A 16,670-nucleotide genomic window follows, 5' to 3' on the forward strand; every position below is an offset into this window, starting at 1 on the left:
ACGTCCGGCAATCCCAGTTGCAGCACCGGGCGCAGCACGCCAGCGGCGTTGAGCGCTTCCGTCACGGCGCTGCCGGCGCCGCCCATGATGCAGCCTTCCTCCACGGTGACGATCTCATCGTGCGTGCGGGCGATTTCCAGCAACAGCTCCGTATCCAGCGGCTTGGCCCAGCGCATGTTGGCCACGGTGGCGTCGAGCGCCTCGGCGGCCTCGAGCGCCGGATAGAGCAAGGTGCCGAAGGCCAGGATGGCAAGGCGCTTTCCGGCGCCCGCCGGATGGGATTCACGGCGGATCTCGCCCTTGCCGAAAGGCAGCGCGGACAGGTCCTGCAGCGGCTCGGCTCCCACGCCCGCGCCGCGCGGATAACGTACGGCCACCGGGTGGTCCTGCTCGTATGCGCAGGAGAGCAATTGGCGGCATTCGCGCTCGTCCGCCGGGCAGGCCATGCTCATGTTGGGAATGCAGCGGACAAAGGCGATGTCATATGCGCCCGCGTGCGTGGCGCCGTCAGCGCCCACCAGTCCCGCGCGGTCCAGCGCGAACACGACGGGCAGGTTCTGCAGCGCCACGTCGTGGATCAACTGGTCGTAGGCTCGCTGCAGGAAGGTCGAGTAGATAGCCACCACCGGCTTGACGCCTTCGCAGGCCATGCCCGCGGCGAAAGTGACCGCATGCTGCTCGGCGATGCCCACGTCGTAATAGCGCTTCGGAAACCGGCGCTCGAACTCCACCATGCCCGAGCCCTCGCGCATCGCTGGCGTGATGCCGACGAGGCGCGAATCCTTTTCCGCCATGTCGCACAGCCATTGGCCGAACACCTGAGTGAATGTCCGCTTGGGCGGTGTTGCGGGCTTGACCAGGCCGACGGCGGGATCGAACTTGCCCGGGCCGTGATAGGCCACCGGGTCCGCCTCGGCCAGCTTGTAGCCCTGCCCTTTTTTCGTCACCACGTGCAGGAACTGCGGCCCCTTCAGGCTCTTGATGTTCTCGAGCGTGGGGATCAGCGAATCGAGATCATGGCCGTCGATGGGGCCGATGTAGTTGAAGCCGAATTTCTCGAACAGCGTGGCAGGCACCACCATGCCCTTGGCCTGCTGCTCGAGCCGCTTGGCCAGCTCCAGCAGGGGAGGAACGGGCTTGAGCACCTGCTTGCCCACGTCGCGCGCCTTGGCGTAGAACTGGCCGCTCATCAACTGCGCCAGATAACGGTTGAGCGCGCCCACCGGCGGGCTGATGCTCATGTCGTTGTCGTTCAGGATGACCAGCAGATTCGCATCGGCCACGCCGGCATTGTTCAGCGCCTCGAACGCCATGCCGGCCGTCATCGCGCCGTCGCCGATCACGGCGATGCCAAAGCGGTTCTCGCCCTTTTGCCTGGCGGCCAGCGCCATGCCCAGCGCGGCGGAAATACTGGTGCTCGAATGCGCCGTGCCGAAGGTGTCGTATTCGCTCTCGGCGCGTTGCGGAAAGCCCGAAAGGCCGCCGAGCTGGCGCAGCGAATACATGCGGTCGCGGCGGCCGGTCAGGATCTTGTGCGGGTATGACTGGTGGCCCACGTCCCAGACGATGCGGTCCTGCGGCGTGTTGAACACCTTGTGCAGCGCGACCGTCAGCTCGACCGTGCCGAGATTGGAGGACAGGTGGCCACCCGTCCTTGACACGCTCTCCAGCACGAACGCTCGCAGCTCATGGGCAAGCGTCTTGAGATCGGCGCGCGAGAGCCGGCGCAGATCGTCCGGATCGTTCACAGTCTTCAGCAGGGAATAGGAGTTCGTGGACATAGTGGGGCTTCTCGCCGTTGTTTCTTGCATGGAGTCATGCATTGCGCGCGGCACAGTGCATGATTCGCCGTTTTCTTCAGTGGGAGCGCCGCACCACGGCATCGGCCAGCGCCGCCAGAGCCCTGGTGTCGGGCAGGCCTGAACGCTCCAGCGCCGCATGCGCCGCGTCACACAGCTCCCCTGCATGCCGCTGCGCGCGCTCCAGTCCCAGCAAAGACACATAGGTCGGCTTGTCGCTTGCCGCATCCTTGCCGGCGGTCTTGCCCAGCGTCTGCGAATCGGCCGTCACGTCCAGGATGTCGTCGACCACCTGGAACGCCAATCCTATGGCTGCGCCATACTCCGCGAGCGCGGCCTGCGCATCCCGCGATGTGTCGGCACAGGCCGCGCCCATCATCACGCAGGCGCGCAGCAGCGCTCCCGTCTTCAGGCAATGCATCTTGCGCAACTGGTCTTCGGTGAGCATCTTGCCGACGCTTGCCAGATCGATCGCCTGCCCGCCAGCCATTCCATCCGCGCCCGCTGCACGCGCCAGAAGGCGGCACAGCCCGGCCTGCATGGTGGCAGGCACGCCCGCCTCTGGCGTGAGCAGCTCGAAGGCCAGGGCCTGCAGCGCATCGCCTGCAAGCAGCGCCTGCGCCTCGCCGAACTGCACATGCACCGTGGGCTTGCCGCGGCGCAGCACGTCGTTGTCCATGCACGGCATGTCATCGTGCACGAGCGAGTAGGCGTGAATCAGCTCGGCCGCGCAAGCGCCGCGCAGCGCCGCTTCACGCAGCCCGCCGACGGCTTCGGAGGCGGCCAGCACCAGCAGCGGGCGCAGGCGCTTGCCGCCATCGAGCACGGCGTAGCGCATCGACTCGCCCAGCCCCGCGGGCGCCTCGGCGCTGACCCAGCGCGAAAGGCAGGCTTCCACGTCATGGCGCTGTCGGCGCTGCCACGCATCGAAATCAAAATCTTGAGCAAGCACTGCTGCCGAATCCATTTCTCGTATTACTCCTGCGTCCATGTCTGCAGCTTGCCTTCGTCCAATACCTTGATCTGATCCTGAACGGCATCGAGCCGCGACCGGCAGAACGCCAGCAGGCTGGCGCCGCGCTGGTATCCGGCGAGCATCTGCTCGAGCGGCATGTCGCCGGATTCGATGCGCTCGATCAGTTCCTCCAGTTCTTGCAGGGCAGCTTCGTAGCTGGCGGGTTCCTTGGGGACTGCGGCGGCGGGAGCCTTGGGCATGGGTATGATGGGCGCTGAACGCAAGTGGGGAAACAGGCCATTTTAGGCGCTGCACTCCCCGTGCGCTCGGCGAAACCCCGATCAAGGTCATTCGCCGGCCCGCCGCGGTCGCGGCAAGGCCGCCACGCATGCGCCGCGCGGGGCTCGATGCCCGGATGGCTCAATACACTTACTTGCGCTCCGGAAATAACCCCACCAGTTATAATCCCATTTCCGTCACGAACCGGCTATGGATCACTGTCCTTTGGCCGGTTTCGTTTTTTCCAGCCGGTGCGAATGAGCACCCTCCCTGTGGGGAGTCTTTAGGTCAGGTCACCCATGTCTGATTTAAGTCTTCAACTGCAGCAGGCCGCAAGCCAACTTCCAGTTTCAAGCTATTTCGATCAAGCGCTCTTTGAGCGCGAGATGCAAACCATCTTCCAGCACGGCCCCAAGTATGTCGGCCACCAACTGGCGATCCCCGAGATTGGCGACTATTACGCCCTTCCGCATGAAAAGGAGGGGCGCGCCCTCGTGCGCAGCGCCTCCGGCCAGGCCGAGCTGATCTCCAACGTCTGCCGGCATCGCCAGGCGGTGATGCTCAAGGGCCGGGGCTCGCTCCATCACCAGCAAAAAGGCAGTGCAGGCGGCAACATCGTCTGCCCGCTGCACCGCTGGACCTACAGCCCCAGTGGAGAGCTGCTGGGCGCCCCCCATTTCGCGCAAGACCCTTGCCTCAACCTCAACAACTACCGTTTGCGCGAATGGAACGGCCTGCTGTTTGAAGACAACGGCCGCGACATTCAGGCCGACCTCGCTGGCATGGGCCCGGCAGCAGCGCTCAGCTTTGATGGCTTTGTGCTCAACCACGTGGAAATGCACGAGTGCAACTACAACTGGAAGACCTTCATCGAGGTCTATCTCGAGGACTACCACGTCGGCCCCTTCCACCCAGGCCTGGGCAACTTCGTGACCTGCGACGATCTGAAATGGGAGTTCTCCAAGGAGTATTCCGTGCAGACCGTCGGCGTCGCGCCCACGTTCGGCACGCCGGGCTCCGAGGTCTACAAGACATGGCATGACGTGCTGCTGCGCTACCGCGAGGGCAGGCTCCCCGAGCGCGGCGCGATCTGGCTGACCTACTACCCGCACATCATGGTGGAGTGGTATCCGCACGTGCTGACAGTCTCCACGCTGCATCCACTCAGCGTGGACAGGACGATGAATGTCGTGGAGTTCTACTACCCCGAGGAAATCGTCGCCTTCGAGCCGGAATTCATCGAGGCGCAAAAGGCGGCCTACATGGAAACCGCCATCGAGGACGATGAAATCGGCGAACGCATGGACGCTGGCCGGAAGGCGCTTTTCGAGCGCGGCAACAACGAGGTCGGCCCCTACCAAAGCCCCATGGAAGACGGCATGCAGCATTTCCACGAGTGGTACCGCGCGCGCATGGGCGATGCGCTGAAGGCTGGTGATTGAGCGCCAGGCCCCAGCGCAAGCCATTGCATTCACCGTAGAATCCGGGCAACGACTGCCAGTGCTTGATCTGAAAGCACTGGCAGTTTTTTTGTCACCATCACGCACCGGATTCAAAGTCATGCACGCCCTCTGGATGTTACTGGCCGCCTTTTTCTTCGCCAGCATGGGGGTTTGCATCAAGGCCGCGTCACCGTACTTCACTCCGGGCGAGATGGTGTTCTATCGCGGCGTCATCGGGGTGCTCATGATGGCCTGGCTGGCACGGCGGCAGGGATTGTCGCTGAAAACGGAATATCCAGGCATGCACGCCTGGCGCAGTCTGATCGGGGTGACATCGCTCGTCGCCTGGTTCTATGCCATCGCCCATCTTCCTCTGGCCACCGCCATGACGCTCAACTACATGAGCAGCGTGTGGATCGCCGTGTTCCTGCTGGGCGCGGCGCTATGGACCTGGCGGCCATCGAGCGAATCGCCGCGCCCGCCGATTCAGGCATCGCTGCTGGGAACCATCATCGTCGGCTTCGCCGGAGTGGTCCTGCTGCTGCGCCCCAACATCAATCAGGACCAGGCCTTCGCCGGCATGCTCGGGCTGATGTCCGGCATGGCCGCCGCATTTGCGTACATGCAGGTGGTTGCGCTCTCGCGCATCGGAGAGCCGGAGACGCGCACCGTGTTCTATTTCGCCATTGGCTCCGGCGTTGCGGGCGCCGGGACCATGGTGGTGACCGGCGTCTCGCCCTGGGCCGGCTGGCACACGCTCTGGCTCATTCCCATCGGCGTGCTGGCATCCATTGCGCAGCTTTGCCTGACCAAGGCGTACGCCCGGGCCATGACCTCGCGCGAAACGCTGGTGGTGGCGAATCTGCAGTACTCGGGCATCATTTTCGGCGCCATCTTCGGCATGTTGTTCTTCGGTGATGCGATGGGGTTCTCGGGCTGGCTGGGCATGTTCCTGATCATCGCCAGCGGCATCACGGCCACGGTGCTGCGAGCACGCGGCGCGCCGGACGTGCCCAGCGAAGACCACTGAACGGGCCGGCTGCGGCTGCCACGGGACCGATTCGCGCCACAATGGCGGACGACGGACAATCGTTCCCATCACCACGCCCGGAGCGTTTCATCCGGGCCCACAAGAGAAGCGCGAACATGACCTACACGACACTGATCCAAGTTCCGGAATTGAAGAGCCTGATGGCGAGCGGCTCGCCATGCATGGTCTTCGATTGCTCGTTCGATCTCGCCAACCCCGCATGGGGTGAAGCCCGGTTTCTCGAATCGCACATTCCAGGCGCCATCCATGCCGACCTGGACAAGCATCTGAGCGCCAGACACGGCAGCCCCCAACCCGACGGAACCGTGATGGTCGCCAAGGATGCGGACAGACCCGCCTCCGGCGGCCGCCACCCCCTGCCCAACCGCGAGCGGTTCTCCGAGTGGCTCAGCGAGATCGGCTTCTCCAACGACATGCAGGCGGTGGTCTACGACCGCAATGGCGCCAACTATTGCGGACGCCTGTGGTGGATGCTCAAGTGGGCGGGCCACGAGGCAGTGGCCGTGCTCGACGGCGGGCTGCAGGCATGGCAGGAGGCGGGCAACCCGGTCGAGTCCGGCGAGGCAAGCGCCCGCTTCCAGTCCAACTTCGAGCTGAAGGCGGCGCTGGCGCGGCTGGTGAATGCCGACGACGTGCTAGAGCAGCTCGGGCAGGGCAGCCAGACCATCATCGATGCGCGCGCACCGGCGCGTTACCGCGGTGAAGTCGAGCCGCTCGATCCGGTGGCCGGGCACATTCCGGGAGCCCTGAACCGCCCGTTCACCACCAATATCGGACCGGACGGCAGGTTCAAGCCGGCGCGGCAACTGCGCGAGGAATTCTCCGGCCTGCTGCAAGGTCGTGAAGCATCCGGCGTGGTCCATCAATGCGGCAGCGGTGTCAGCGCCCTGCCCAACTTGATCGCCATGGAAATTGCCGGGCTTGGCAGGTCCGCCCTGTACGCTGGCAGTTGGAGCGACTGGTGCGGCAATCCCCAAAGGCCCGTGGAGACCAGCTGAGACTTCGGGAAACGACCGACCGTTCCGCCGGTTTGCCAAGCACGGAAGGATTGTTTGCGTTACTCTTTGGGCATTACGGCATCTTGAACGCTCTCCTCCCACATTCATGCAAGTCGTCTGCTATTTTGGTCGAACCGCGCGCCAGGGCCAGATCGCCCTTCCCTCGGAAAATCTGCTGGCGGCGAGCGAGGATTTTGCGCAGCGCCATGGACTCACGGGCCTGCTGGCTGTAGCAGACGGCCATTTCCTGCATGTGCTCGAAGGCGAGGAAGCCGCCGTGCAGGACATGATGGGACGCATCGCCGAATTCTGGAACGAGCAATCGCCCTCCATCCTGTTCGAGCGCACCATCACGCGCCGCAACTACCAGCAGTGGAACGTCGTGATTTCTCACGGCATGAAGCATGGCTCCGACGCCGCTTCCTACCTGGCGGGAGTGCGGCGCTTTCTCGAAGATGACATCGGCAACGCCGCCGATCCCTTCAGATACTTTCTCACGCCCAACCGATCCACCCGCCAGACAGCACACGGGGCGCAGGTGCGGCAGGTCGCCATTTTCAGCAACTCGGTGCTGTGGTTCAACCCCATCTTCAGCCATCTGTCGGACCGTTTCGGCGCGCAGGCCTGCGCGCTCAAGATGTCCAGCACAGGGCGGGAGGCGGACAGCTATCCGCTCGACTATGCCGATGTGGCAGGCGATTCCGCGGGGCCGGTGCGCGTGGTCGGCATCAGCGAGGGGCTGCTTGCCTCCACGCTCTCGCAGCCGCTGCTGGAGAATATCGAGCTGATGGTATTTCTCATGCGCCGCAGCGGTCAGGGCTCCGACACCGAATTCGTCGCCCGGGCCATGGCGCATCCAGTCGTCCAGCGCTGCAGGCCGCATGTGCTGTTCGTCACGCCGGGCGGCAATCAGGCCCTCTCGGACATGCTGCACGAGATGGCGCTTCAAGCCGGTCTCGCATCCACGGAAACTCGGGGCTCCGTGCTCATGGGCGGGCCGACCTGGAAGGCGATTCACGAGCAGCTCGTCTCCATGGCGCAACTTCAGTGCACGATCGACGGAGCGAAAGAGGACGACAAAAGCACAAGCGCGGCAGTATCCGCCAGGGCGGTGACCGAGGTGGATCTCGAGCTGGACCTGGGTGAGCCCGCCTGCTCCGTGGCGCAGTCCGCCCCTGGCGAGATACTCCGGCAGCTCGCACACGCACTGGGCACGGCGGCATGGGCCGCATGGATCGACACCCGCAGCCGGGACGTTGCCGCCCGGACCAGCAACGCGCCACGCGCCGACATCCTCTGCGAGCTTGCCCAAGGCATCAGCGCCAACCTGGAGGCGATTGCCCGGCACGGCCCGCTGCACGAGATGGTCACCACCTTCCCCGAGCACCACGAGATCGTCATCCCGCATCCAAGGGACGCCGCGCTGGTGCTGCTGGTATTCGCACGGCTGGACGAGCAGCCGCTCGCCATGCTGCGCCGCCAGATCCTGAATCACCTGGCGAACTGAGCAGCGATTGGGCGGCAGGCGCCCACCTCCGGGCCCGCCCGCGGCTCCCGCCCTTCACGCGCCGCTCAAAGACGGAGAGCGATCAGACGTTGGTGATCGAAATCGCCCGCGTATTCAGACAGGCTTCCAGCGCTTCCGGGCCGCCCTCCGAGCCATAGCCCGAATCCTTGATGCCGCCAAAGGGCAGTTCGGCGGAAGGCGTCGCGGGCTGGTTCACCCAGAGCATGCCCACTTCCACGCGCTGCGACAGCAGATGCGCATTCTTCAGCGACGACGTGAAAGCATAGCCCGCCAAGCCGTATGCCAGGCGGTTGGCTTCTTGGATCGCCTCGTTCAGGTCGGTGAAGCCACGCACGGCCGCGACCGGGCCGAACGGCTCGTCATTGAAGACACGCGCGGTGAGCGGCACGTTGTTCAGGATCGTCGGCGCATAGAAATTGCCGCTGGAGCCGATGCGTTCACCACCGGTCATCACTTCAGCGCCACTTTGCACGGCATCACTCATGAATTCAGCCATGGCGCTCAGGCGGCGCGGATTCGCCAGCGGCCCCATCTGCGTGCCTTCGGCCAGGCCGTCACCCACCTTCAGGCCCTGGGCGTGCCTGGTGAGCGCAGCCACGAAGTCGGCGCGCACATCCTCGTGCACAAGAAAGCGCGTGGGCGCGATGCAGACCTGCCCGGCATTGCGGAACTTGGCTCCGGCCGTGCACTTGACCGCGAGCGCGATGTCTGCATCGTCGCAGACGATGACCGGCGCATGGCCGCCCAACTCCATGGTCACACGCTTCATGTGCTGGCCCGCGATGCCCGCGAGCAACTTGCCCACCGGGGTCGATCCGGTGAACGTCACCTTGCGCACGATGGGATGCGGAATCAGATAGCTCGAAATTTCCGCTGGATTGCCGTACAGCAGATTGATCACACCCGCCGGCACGCCCGCGTCGGCGAACGCCCTGATCAGCGCGGCCGGGCTGGCCGGCGTCTCTTCCGGCGCCTTGACGATCACCGCGCACCCCGCGGCCAGGGCCGCTCCGAGCTTACGCACCACCTGGTTGATCGGGAAGTTCCATGGCGTGAACGCGGCCACGACACCGACCGGATCCTTCACCACCATCTGGCGGACGGCCAGATTGCGCGAAGGGACGATGCGGCCATACACACGCATGCCCTCGTCGGCGAACCATTCGATGATGTCGGCCGCCGCCATGGCCTCGCCGCGCGCCTCGACCAGCGGCTTGCCCTGCTCCTGCGTGAGGATTTCGCCGATCGCGCTGGCGCGCTCGCGCATCAGCGCGGCTGCGCGGCGCATGGTCTTCGCGCGCTCCAGGGCCGAGATGTCGCGCCAGATTTCGAAGCCCTTCTGCGCCGATGCGAGCGCCGCGTCCATGTCCGCCTTGCCGGCATGCGCGACGCGGCCGATCTCCGCGCCGGTGGACGGATTGAACACCGCCAGGGATTTGCCGTCGGACGCATCACGCCACTGGCCTTCGATGAAGAGTTGGGTATCGGGATAGCTCATGCCTGCTCCTTGAATGGGTTGGAATGCGTTGGTCGGATCTGCCTCACCCGCCAATATAGGGCAGATGGATTTCCCATGCCGCTTCGGTATTTCGGCTCCCGGAACGCCGCGCGATTCCACCGCAGGCCCTGGCCAGGAAGACCGTTCCTCAATGATGCGCCGGCACCAGAAAATCCCGGCTGATGCGGGACCCCAGCTCATTCACGCGGTCCAGGAACTGCGTGAGATACGCGTGCAGGCCGGTGGCAAGAATCTCCTCGATCCGGCCATAGCTGAGATCCGCCAGCAGGCGTCCCGCCTTGCGCTGCGTCTCCCCCGATTGCTCGTTCGCCACGGCCGCGAGGTTGTCCACCACCTGCTTCATGTTGGAATGCAGCGAGCGCGGCATGTCCGCACGCAGCATCAGCAGTTCGGCCACGCGTTCGGGCGTGATCACGTCGCGGTAGACCTTGCGGTAAATCTCGAATGCCGACACGCTGCGCAAAATGGCGCTCCAGTGATAGAAGTCGAACTCCGGCATCACCTGCTTGACGTTGCGAGCGCTGCCGTGGAAATCCGTCGGCACCGCATGGAATTTCACATCCAGCAAGCGCGCCGTGTTATCGGCGCGCTCAAGCGAGGTTCCCAGGCGCATGAAGCGATAGGCCTCATCGTGCAGCATCGTGCCAAGCGTCACACCACGCGAGAGATGCGAGCGGTATTTCACCCATTCGAAGAACTGACCGGGATCGCGCTCCGGCGCTCCATCGCGCAGGTGCTTGTTGAGCGCCAGCCAGGTCTGGTTTTCCGTTTCCCAGACCTCGGTGGTCAACGCGCCGCGCACCGCGCGGGCATTCTCGCGCGCGGCCCGGATGCAGGAATGGATCGACGACGGATTGCGCTCGTCGCGCACCATGAAGGTGAGCACCTTTTCCTGCGTGATCTCGCCATAGCGCGCCGTGAAGTCGGGAATCAGTTCACTGATGGACAACAGGCCCAGCCAGCCCTCCTGCGCCTTGTTGGCCGATTGCGGCAAAAGCGATGTCTCATAGTTCACGTTGAGCATGCGAGCGGTGCTCTCCGCCCGCTCGGTGTAACGCGACATCCAGAACAAATGGTCAGCGGTTCGGCTCAGCATGTCATGCTCCATTCCATTGGCTTTGCGACGGGGACAGCTCGGCCGACCCGGCGCCGTCGTCCTGATGATTGAGCACCCAGGTGTCCTTGGTTCCCCCGCCCTGCGAGGAGTTGACCACCAGCGATCCGTCCTTGAGCGCCACGCGCGTGAGCCCGCCCGCCACCATCCGCACCTTCTTGCCCGAGAGCACGAACGGCCGCAGATCGATGTGGCGCGGCGCGATGCCGGAGTTCACATAGGTCGGACAGCTCGACAGCGACAGCGTGGGCTGCGCGATGTAGCCCGCCGGATTGGCCAGCAGCGCCAAGCGGAATTCCTCGATCTCCGCCCTGGTCGACGCGGGCCCTATCAGCATGCCGTAGCCGCCCGCGCCATGCACCTCCTTGACCACCAGTTCGTGCAGATGGTCGAGCACGTATTTCAGGTCGTCCGGCTTGCGGCACAGCCATGTCGGCACGTTTGCCAGGATCGGCTCTTCGCCCAGGTAGAAACGGATCATGTCGGGCACGTAGGGATAGACCGACTTGTCGTCGGCGATGCCCGTACCGGCCGCATTGCAGATCGCCACATTGCCCGCGCGGTATGCATCCATGAGACCCGCGCAGCCCAGCGTGGAGGTGGGACGGAACACCTTCGGATCGAGGAAGTCGTCGTCCACGCGCCGGTAGATCACATCCACGCGTTGCAGGCCGCGCGTGGTGCGCATGTAGACGAAGTTGTCCTTGACCACCAGGTCCTGCCCCTCCACCAGCTCGACGCCCATCTGCTGCGCGAGAAAGGCGTGCTCGAAATACGCGCTGTTGTACATGCCGGGCGTGAGCACCACCACCGTGGGCTCGGAGCTCGCGGGGGGCGCGCTCGCACGCAGCGTATCCAGCAGCAGATCAGGATAGTGAGCGACCGGCGCCACTTTGTGCAGCGAGAACAGTTCCGGGAAAAGCCGCATCATCATCTTGCGGTTTTCGAGCATGTACGACACGCCCGAGGGTACGCGCAGATTGTCCTCGAGTACGTAATACACGCCGTTGCCGCTCGCATCGGGCGCGCGCACGATGTCGATGCCCGCAATGTTGGCGTAGATGCCGTTGGGCACATCAACCTGCACCATTTCGGGGCGGAACTGCGTATTCCCCTTGATCAGTTCCTCAGGCACGACGCCCGCGCGGATGATGTCCTGCCCGTGATAGACGTCGTGGATGAAGCGGTTGAGCGCGCTCACGCGCTGCTCCAGGCCTTGGCGCATCCGCTGCCACTCATGCGCCGGGATGATGCGCGGAATCAGGTCGAACGGAATCAGGCGCTCCGTGCCCGAGCCGTCCTCGTCCTTGGCGCCATACACCGCGAAGGTGATCCCCACGCGCCGGAAAATCACCTCCGCTTCGGCGCGCCTGGCCTGCATCGCGCTCTCGGGCTGGCGGGCAAGCCACTGCGCGTAGCGCCGGTAATGCTCACGCTCTGCCCCTGCCGTGATAGGAAGCGTTTCGTACATTTCATCAAAACCGTGCATAAAGAAGGCCTCCTGTCAGAGCAAAGGATAGCAAGTTGCAGGCCCGAAATCCAAAACAATGGATTGCGCTCAGGTAACGCCCTGCCCACCTCCCTTCAATGCAGGCTCCGCAACGCGCCATGATCGGCAACGCGATGCTGCCAATAGCGCGCGGCGCGCTCACGCTCGCAGCCCACGGCATCCGGAGCATCCGAGCGCCAATGCGCCGCGCCGCATTCCGGCGTGGCCACTACCGCCGCGGCGCGCTGTTCATACCGCTTGACCACCTCCGGCGCTGGATGTCCAAAGCGATTCCTGTAGCCCGACTGCACCACTGCGATCGACGGAGCCAGCGCATCGATAAATGCCTCGCTCGACGAAGTCTTGCTTCCGTGGTGCGGCACCAGCAGAAGCCGCACCGGCTCAAGCACGCCCCGCGCAAGCAGTTCCCGCTCCTGCGATTGCTCGATATCGCCAGCCAGCAGCGCGGACACCCCATTCGCATCGTTGATCTGAAGCACGCAACTGATGGTATTGGCCCGCAGAGGCCCGCCCTCTCCGGATGCGAGGCGGGATGCCGGTCCGGCTTGTGGATGCAACACCCTGAAGCGCACGCCATCCCAGCTCCACTCGTCTCCCGCCACGCATGGCCGGATCGGGCGGATGAGTGAAAGCGGGTGATCGCCTTCGATCGATGCCAGCAATCGCGCTTGCGGCTGCGCGGCCAGCACCGCGGCGGCACCACCCGTGTGATCCGCGTCGCGGTGGCTCAGGACGAGCATGTCCACATGTTCATCCAGCGCCTTGAGCAGCGGCACCACGACGCGCTCGCCCGCATTGGTTTCAGGCGAATACAAGGGCCCCGCGTCGTACAGCATGCTGTGATTCGACGTGCGCACGAGAACCGCCTGCCCCTGTCCCACATCCATCGCCATCAGATCAAAGACACCCACCGCCGGTCGCGCATTCGACCACCACAGCGCCGGCAGCAGGCAGGGCAGCGCCAGAAGCCGGACCCGCCAGGGCAGGCGCAACGCAAGCAGCATCCCTGCAAGGACGGCGGCCGTACCCGCCCAGAATGGCGCCACCGCCATGGAAAGCTGTGCCATCGGCAAAGCCGCGAACCATTGCAGCACGCTGGTAAAAAGCTGCGCGGCCCATACGGCGGGCACCCACAATGCGTGCCACAGAACACCACCCATCGCCACCGGAAGAACTGCCAGCGTGACCCACGGTATCGCCAGTAGATTGACGAGCAGTCCGACCACCGACATCTGCCCGAAGAGCAACAGCGTCAACGGAGCGATGGCAAGCGTCACCACCCATTGCTGATGCACGAGCTGGCGCAGATGCGATCCGGCCATCCTGCCAAGGCGCGCTCGAAAGCCCATGCCCTCCGGGGCCGGGGCATATGTGCCATCGCGCCGCATGTTGCTCGCAAACAAGATGCCGACCGCCACGAAGCTGAGCCAGAAACCCGCTTGCAGCATCGCCCAGGGATCCCACAGCAGCACCATGGCGCAGGCCGTCAGCCAGACATGCGGCCATGGCCAACACCTGCCGCCCGAGCGAAGCAGCGCAACGATGCACAGCATGAATACCGTTCGCTGCGCCGGCACGCCCCAACCGCTGAACAGCGAGTACAGCGCGGCCAGCGCGACGCCGCCCCAAAGGCTCGCCACCTGCGCTGGCATGCGCAGGCACAGCATGGCCGAGCGCCGCCACAGCACCCCGATGAAATGCCCGGCAAGCCAGGCGAACATGGTGATGTGCAATCCGGAAATGCTCACAAGATGCGCCACGCCGGTGATGCGAAACACATCCCAATCATGGCGATCGATGGCGCGCTGGTCGCCAGTCACCAAGGCCGCGACAAGTCCCACGGCGCGTTGCCGCTGCGCGTCCGGCCCGTGCGGCGGGCTCCACGCCATGTGCTCGAAAATGGCGTCCCGCACATGCTGGCGCGCCCGTTCAAGCGGATGCATCCATGGCGACTCCCCAAGCAGCTCCGGCGCTGCGCCGTCGCTGCCGGTGCGCACGTATCCCGTGGCCTGCACGCCCTGCTCCCACATCCACAACTCGTAATCAAACCCATGGGGATTCATGCCGCCATGCGGAGCCTTCAGCCGCACCTCGAACGACCAGCGTTGCCCTGCCCGGATCGCGGGCAGGGCGGAGCGCGGCGCCGATGCGTCATCGAACAGGCCTGTCCAATACCAGCTCAAGTCCATGAGCGGAGGCACCTGCACCAGTTCTCCACGCCACTGCGCCGACTCCACCCGCGCACGAAACCGCATGCCGCGCTCGCCCACCTGAGGCATCGCTTCAACGACGGCAATCACCTGCAGGTCACGCCCCTCCAGATCAGGGGAAAGGGCGCGCTCGGCAAAGGCAAGCGAACGCAAGCCGATCTGACCCGCCGTTGCCAGGGCCACCAGAAGAATAAGCAGCAAAGCGGAAAACCAGCGCATCCGCATCCGGCCCCAAGCTCCACTGAACCACCCGACAGCCATGCATGCGAGCGTCCCCAAGGCCAGGCAGGCACAGTAGGCCTCGGCACTCCACAATTGCCGTTGCTGCAACTGCAAGCCCGTACCCAGTGCTACCCCCAGCATCAGCGCAAAGCCTGGCCAGTGAGCAGGCGTGCGATATTCCGAAGAATGGAGAACGGATGTCATCGCTCGATGCTAGGGAGCATTCCCGCCATGAGCCTTGATCCAGGCAAGCGGCTGTCCACACGCTCCCGTCTTCAGCCCTCCTCCGCGATCGCCTGCTCGAATCCACTCCACCGCCAACTCCGTACAACTCTGTACCATTGGCGATGGATTCCTTCACCCCTGCCGGTGAAGCGAGACACACAGCCGGGCCGAAGGCTCGCAGCAATGCATTGCCTTCCCCCGTTTTCAACCCTCCAACAAGGAATTACCGACATGAGCGCATACGACAAACTCAAGGAACTCAACATCACCCTGCCCCCTGTGGCCACACCCGCCGCGGCCTATGTGCCGTTCGTCCAGACTGGCAATCTCGTGTTTCTGAGCGGGCACATCGCGCGCAAGGACGGCAAGCCCTGGTCCGCCCAGTTCGGCCGCGACATCACGACCGAGGAAGGCAAGGCCGCAGCCCGCGCGGTCGCCATCGACCTGCTTGGCACCCTGCATGCCGCCACCGGCGACCTCAACCGCATCAAGCGCATCGTCAAGCTGATGAGCCTGGTGAACTCCACCGGTGATTTCACCGAACAGCATCTGGTGACCAACGGCGCCAGCGAGCTCTTCGCCCAGGTGTTCGGCGACAAGGGCTCCCATGCACGCAGCGCATTTGGCGTAGCTCAAATTCCCATGGGCGCTTGCGTGGAAATCGAGCTGATCGCAGAACTCGCCGATTGACAATGGAAGCAAGGGGTTTGGCAGCATGCCGCACTGCCGTACAGTTCGCGGCGCCGCCAGATCCCTGATCGCAATCCTGTAATGAATCTCCTGCCGATGCGCACGCATTCGCGGGATATACCAAAGATATGACCACCCCAACCCCACTCGTTCTCACGATTCAGTCACATGTGGCTTATGGACACGTGGGGAACGATGCAGCCATGCTGCCTTTGCAACTGCTCGGAATCGAACCCGTTGCGGTCCACACCGTCCAGTTCTCCAATCACACCGGCTACGGCGAATTCAAGGGCCAGGTCTTCACACCCGCTCACATCACCGACGTCATCGACGGCCTTCGCGCCCGTGGTGTACTGGCTCGCTGCACCGCCGTGCTCTCGGGCTATCTGGGCGATGCCGGAGTCGGTGAAGTCATCCTCGATGCCGTCAATGAAGTACGCGCCGCCAACCCCAAGGCCCACTACCTCTGCGACCCCGTGATGGGCGACGTGGGCCGCGGCATTTTCGTACGCCCCGGCATCCCCGATTTTCTGAAAAAAAGGGCGCTCACCCACGCCAGCGTGATCACGCCCAATCAGTACGAGTTCGAGATGCTGTGCGGTCAATCACTCGACAAGGTCGAAACAGCAATCCAGGCGGCACGCGGCATGCTCGCACTCATGCACGACCCGCAATCCGCCCTCATCGTCATCACCAGCCTGCGCACCACGGATCTACCCGCAAACAGCCTTGCAACCCTGGCTGTCACAGCGGGGAACGCCTGGCTCGTGCAGACACCCTTTATCGACCTTCAACCCCTACCCAACGGAATGGGAGACGTATTCTCATCCGTTCTATTGGGACACATGCTGCAAGGCAAAGCAGTACCCCAGGCAGTCGCGGGCGCGGTAAGCACACTCTACGCCCTGGTATCCCATACCGAATCAGGCCAGCGCGACCTCCCCCTGGTCGCATGCCGTTCAGAGCTGGCTCATCCACAGGTGGAATTCGCAGCGCATCTCTGCGCCTGATGCTGATGAGAGAGAGGCGGATGGGGAAAGAGAGGATGGGAGTAGAGCCCTATCCTGCGAGCGAGCTAGAGCGCAAAGCAAAACGCCCCCAGCGGTACAAGCTGGGGGCGTATTGGGC

13 protein-coding genes are annotated in these 16,670 nt (G+C 64.2%); 6 read left to right on the forward strand and 7 right to left on the reverse strand.

All coding sequences use genetic code 11. The annotated features are described in order from the left end of the window. The 3 genes from dxs to xseB form a co-directional block, all read right to left on the reverse strand. Positions 1-1,781: 1-deoxy-D-xylulose-5-phosphate synthase (gene dxs, locus ABWP92_RS11260; protein WP_353235472.1), on the reverse strand; the 1,781-nt coding region annotated here is incomplete at its 3' end. Between the two features lie 76 nt (positions 1,782-1,857). Beyond that, positions 1,858-2,766 (reverse strand): polyprenyl synthetase family protein, encoded by a 909-nt coding sequence (locus ABWP92_RS11265; RefSeq protein ID WP_502907512.1) that lies wholly within the window; start codon positions 2,764-2,766, stop codon positions 1,858-1,860. Positions 2,767-2,774: 8 nt separating this feature from the next. Beyond that, entirely contained in the window at positions 2,775-3,014 is a 240-nt protein-coding gene (gene xseB, locus ABWP92_RS11270) for an exodeoxyribonuclease VII small subunit (RefSeq protein WP_353235474.1), read from the reverse strand. 318 nt (positions 3,015-3,332) lie between these two features. Here xseB and ABWP92_RS11275 point away from each other — a divergent pair, with 318 nt between their 5' ends. From ABWP92_RS11275 to ABWP92_RS11290, 4 genes are all read left to right on the forward strand, one after another. Next, the gene (locus ABWP92_RS11275) at positions 3,333-4,475 is read left to right on the forward strand and encodes an aromatic ring-hydroxylating oxygenase subunit alpha (protein WP_353235475.1); all 1,143 of its coding nucleotides are present in this window, start codon (positions 3,333-3,335) and stop codon (positions 4,473-4,475) included. Positions 4,476-4,593: 118 nt separating this feature from the next. Continuing rightward, positions 4,594-5,505, forward strand: a complete 912-nt coding sequence (locus ABWP92_RS11280; protein WP_353235476.1) for a DMT family transporter — start codon at positions 4,594-4,596, stop codon at positions 5,503-5,505. A 116-nt stretch (positions 5,506-5,621) separates the two neighbouring features. Next, positions 5,622-6,524: a sulfurtransferase gene (locus ABWP92_RS11285; RefSeq protein WP_353235477.1), complete on the forward strand. Its 903-nt coding sequence runs from the start codon at positions 5,622-5,624 to the stop codon at positions 6,522-6,524. 106 nt (positions 6,525-6,630) lie between these two features. Next, positions 6,631-8,031 carry a BLUF domain-containing protein gene (locus ABWP92_RS11290; protein WP_353235478.1) on the forward strand — a complete coding sequence of 467 codons (1,401 nt, stop codon included), beginning with the start codon at positions 6,631-6,633 and terminating at the stop codon, positions 8,029-8,031. A gap of 82 nt (positions 8,032-8,113) precedes the next feature. Here the strand turns inward: ABWP92_RS11290 and ABWP92_RS11295 are convergent, their stop codons facing one another. The 4 genes from ABWP92_RS11295 to ABWP92_RS11310 form a co-directional block, all read right to left on the reverse strand. Beyond that, positions 8,114-9,550, reverse strand: a complete 1,437-nt coding sequence (locus tag ABWP92_RS11295; RefSeq protein ID WP_353235479.1) for an NAD-dependent succinate-semialdehyde dehydrogenase — start codon at positions 9,548-9,550, stop codon at positions 8,114-8,116. Between the two features lie 148 nt (positions 9,551-9,698). Continuing rightward, a complete protein-coding gene (locus ABWP92_RS11300) occupies positions 9,699-10,667 on the reverse strand; it encodes an alpha-E domain-containing protein (protein WP_353235480.1) in 969 nt (322 codons plus the stop codon). A gap of 1 nt (position 10,668) precedes the next feature. Then, complete coding sequence (locus ABWP92_RS11305) at positions 10,669-12,174, reverse strand: circularly permuted type 2 ATP-grasp protein (protein ID WP_353235481.1); 1,506 nt, start codon at positions 12,172-12,174, stop codon at positions 10,669-10,671. A gap of 95 nt (positions 12,175-12,269) precedes the next feature. Beyond that, positions 12,270-14,831, reverse strand: coding sequence for a DNA internalization-related competence protein ComEC/Rec2 (locus ABWP92_RS11310; RefSeq protein WP_353235482.1), 2,562 nt, complete (start codon positions 14,829-14,831; stop codon positions 12,270-12,272). Between the two features lie 252 nt (positions 14,832-15,083). Here ABWP92_RS11310 and ABWP92_RS11315 point away from each other — a divergent pair, with 252 nt between their 5' ends. Next, positions 15,084-15,542, forward strand: a complete 459-nt coding sequence (locus ABWP92_RS11315; protein WP_353235483.1) for a RidA family protein — start codon at positions 15,084-15,086, stop codon at positions 15,540-15,542. A 128-nt stretch (positions 15,543-15,670) separates the two neighbouring features. Then, the gene (gene pdxY / locus ABWP92_RS11320; protein ID WP_353235484.1) at positions 15,671-16,552 is read left to right on the forward strand and encodes a pyridoxal kinase PdxY; all 882 of its coding nucleotides are present in this window, start codon (positions 15,671-15,673) and stop codon (positions 16,550-16,552) included. Positions 16,553-16,670: the final 118 nt, after the last annotated feature.

The organism is Diaphorobacter ruginosibacter, assembly GCF_040396215.1.
Lineage (GTDB): Bacteria > Pseudomonadota > Gammaproteobacteria > Burkholderiales > Burkholderiaceae_C > Diaphorobacter_A > Diaphorobacter_A ruginosibacter_A.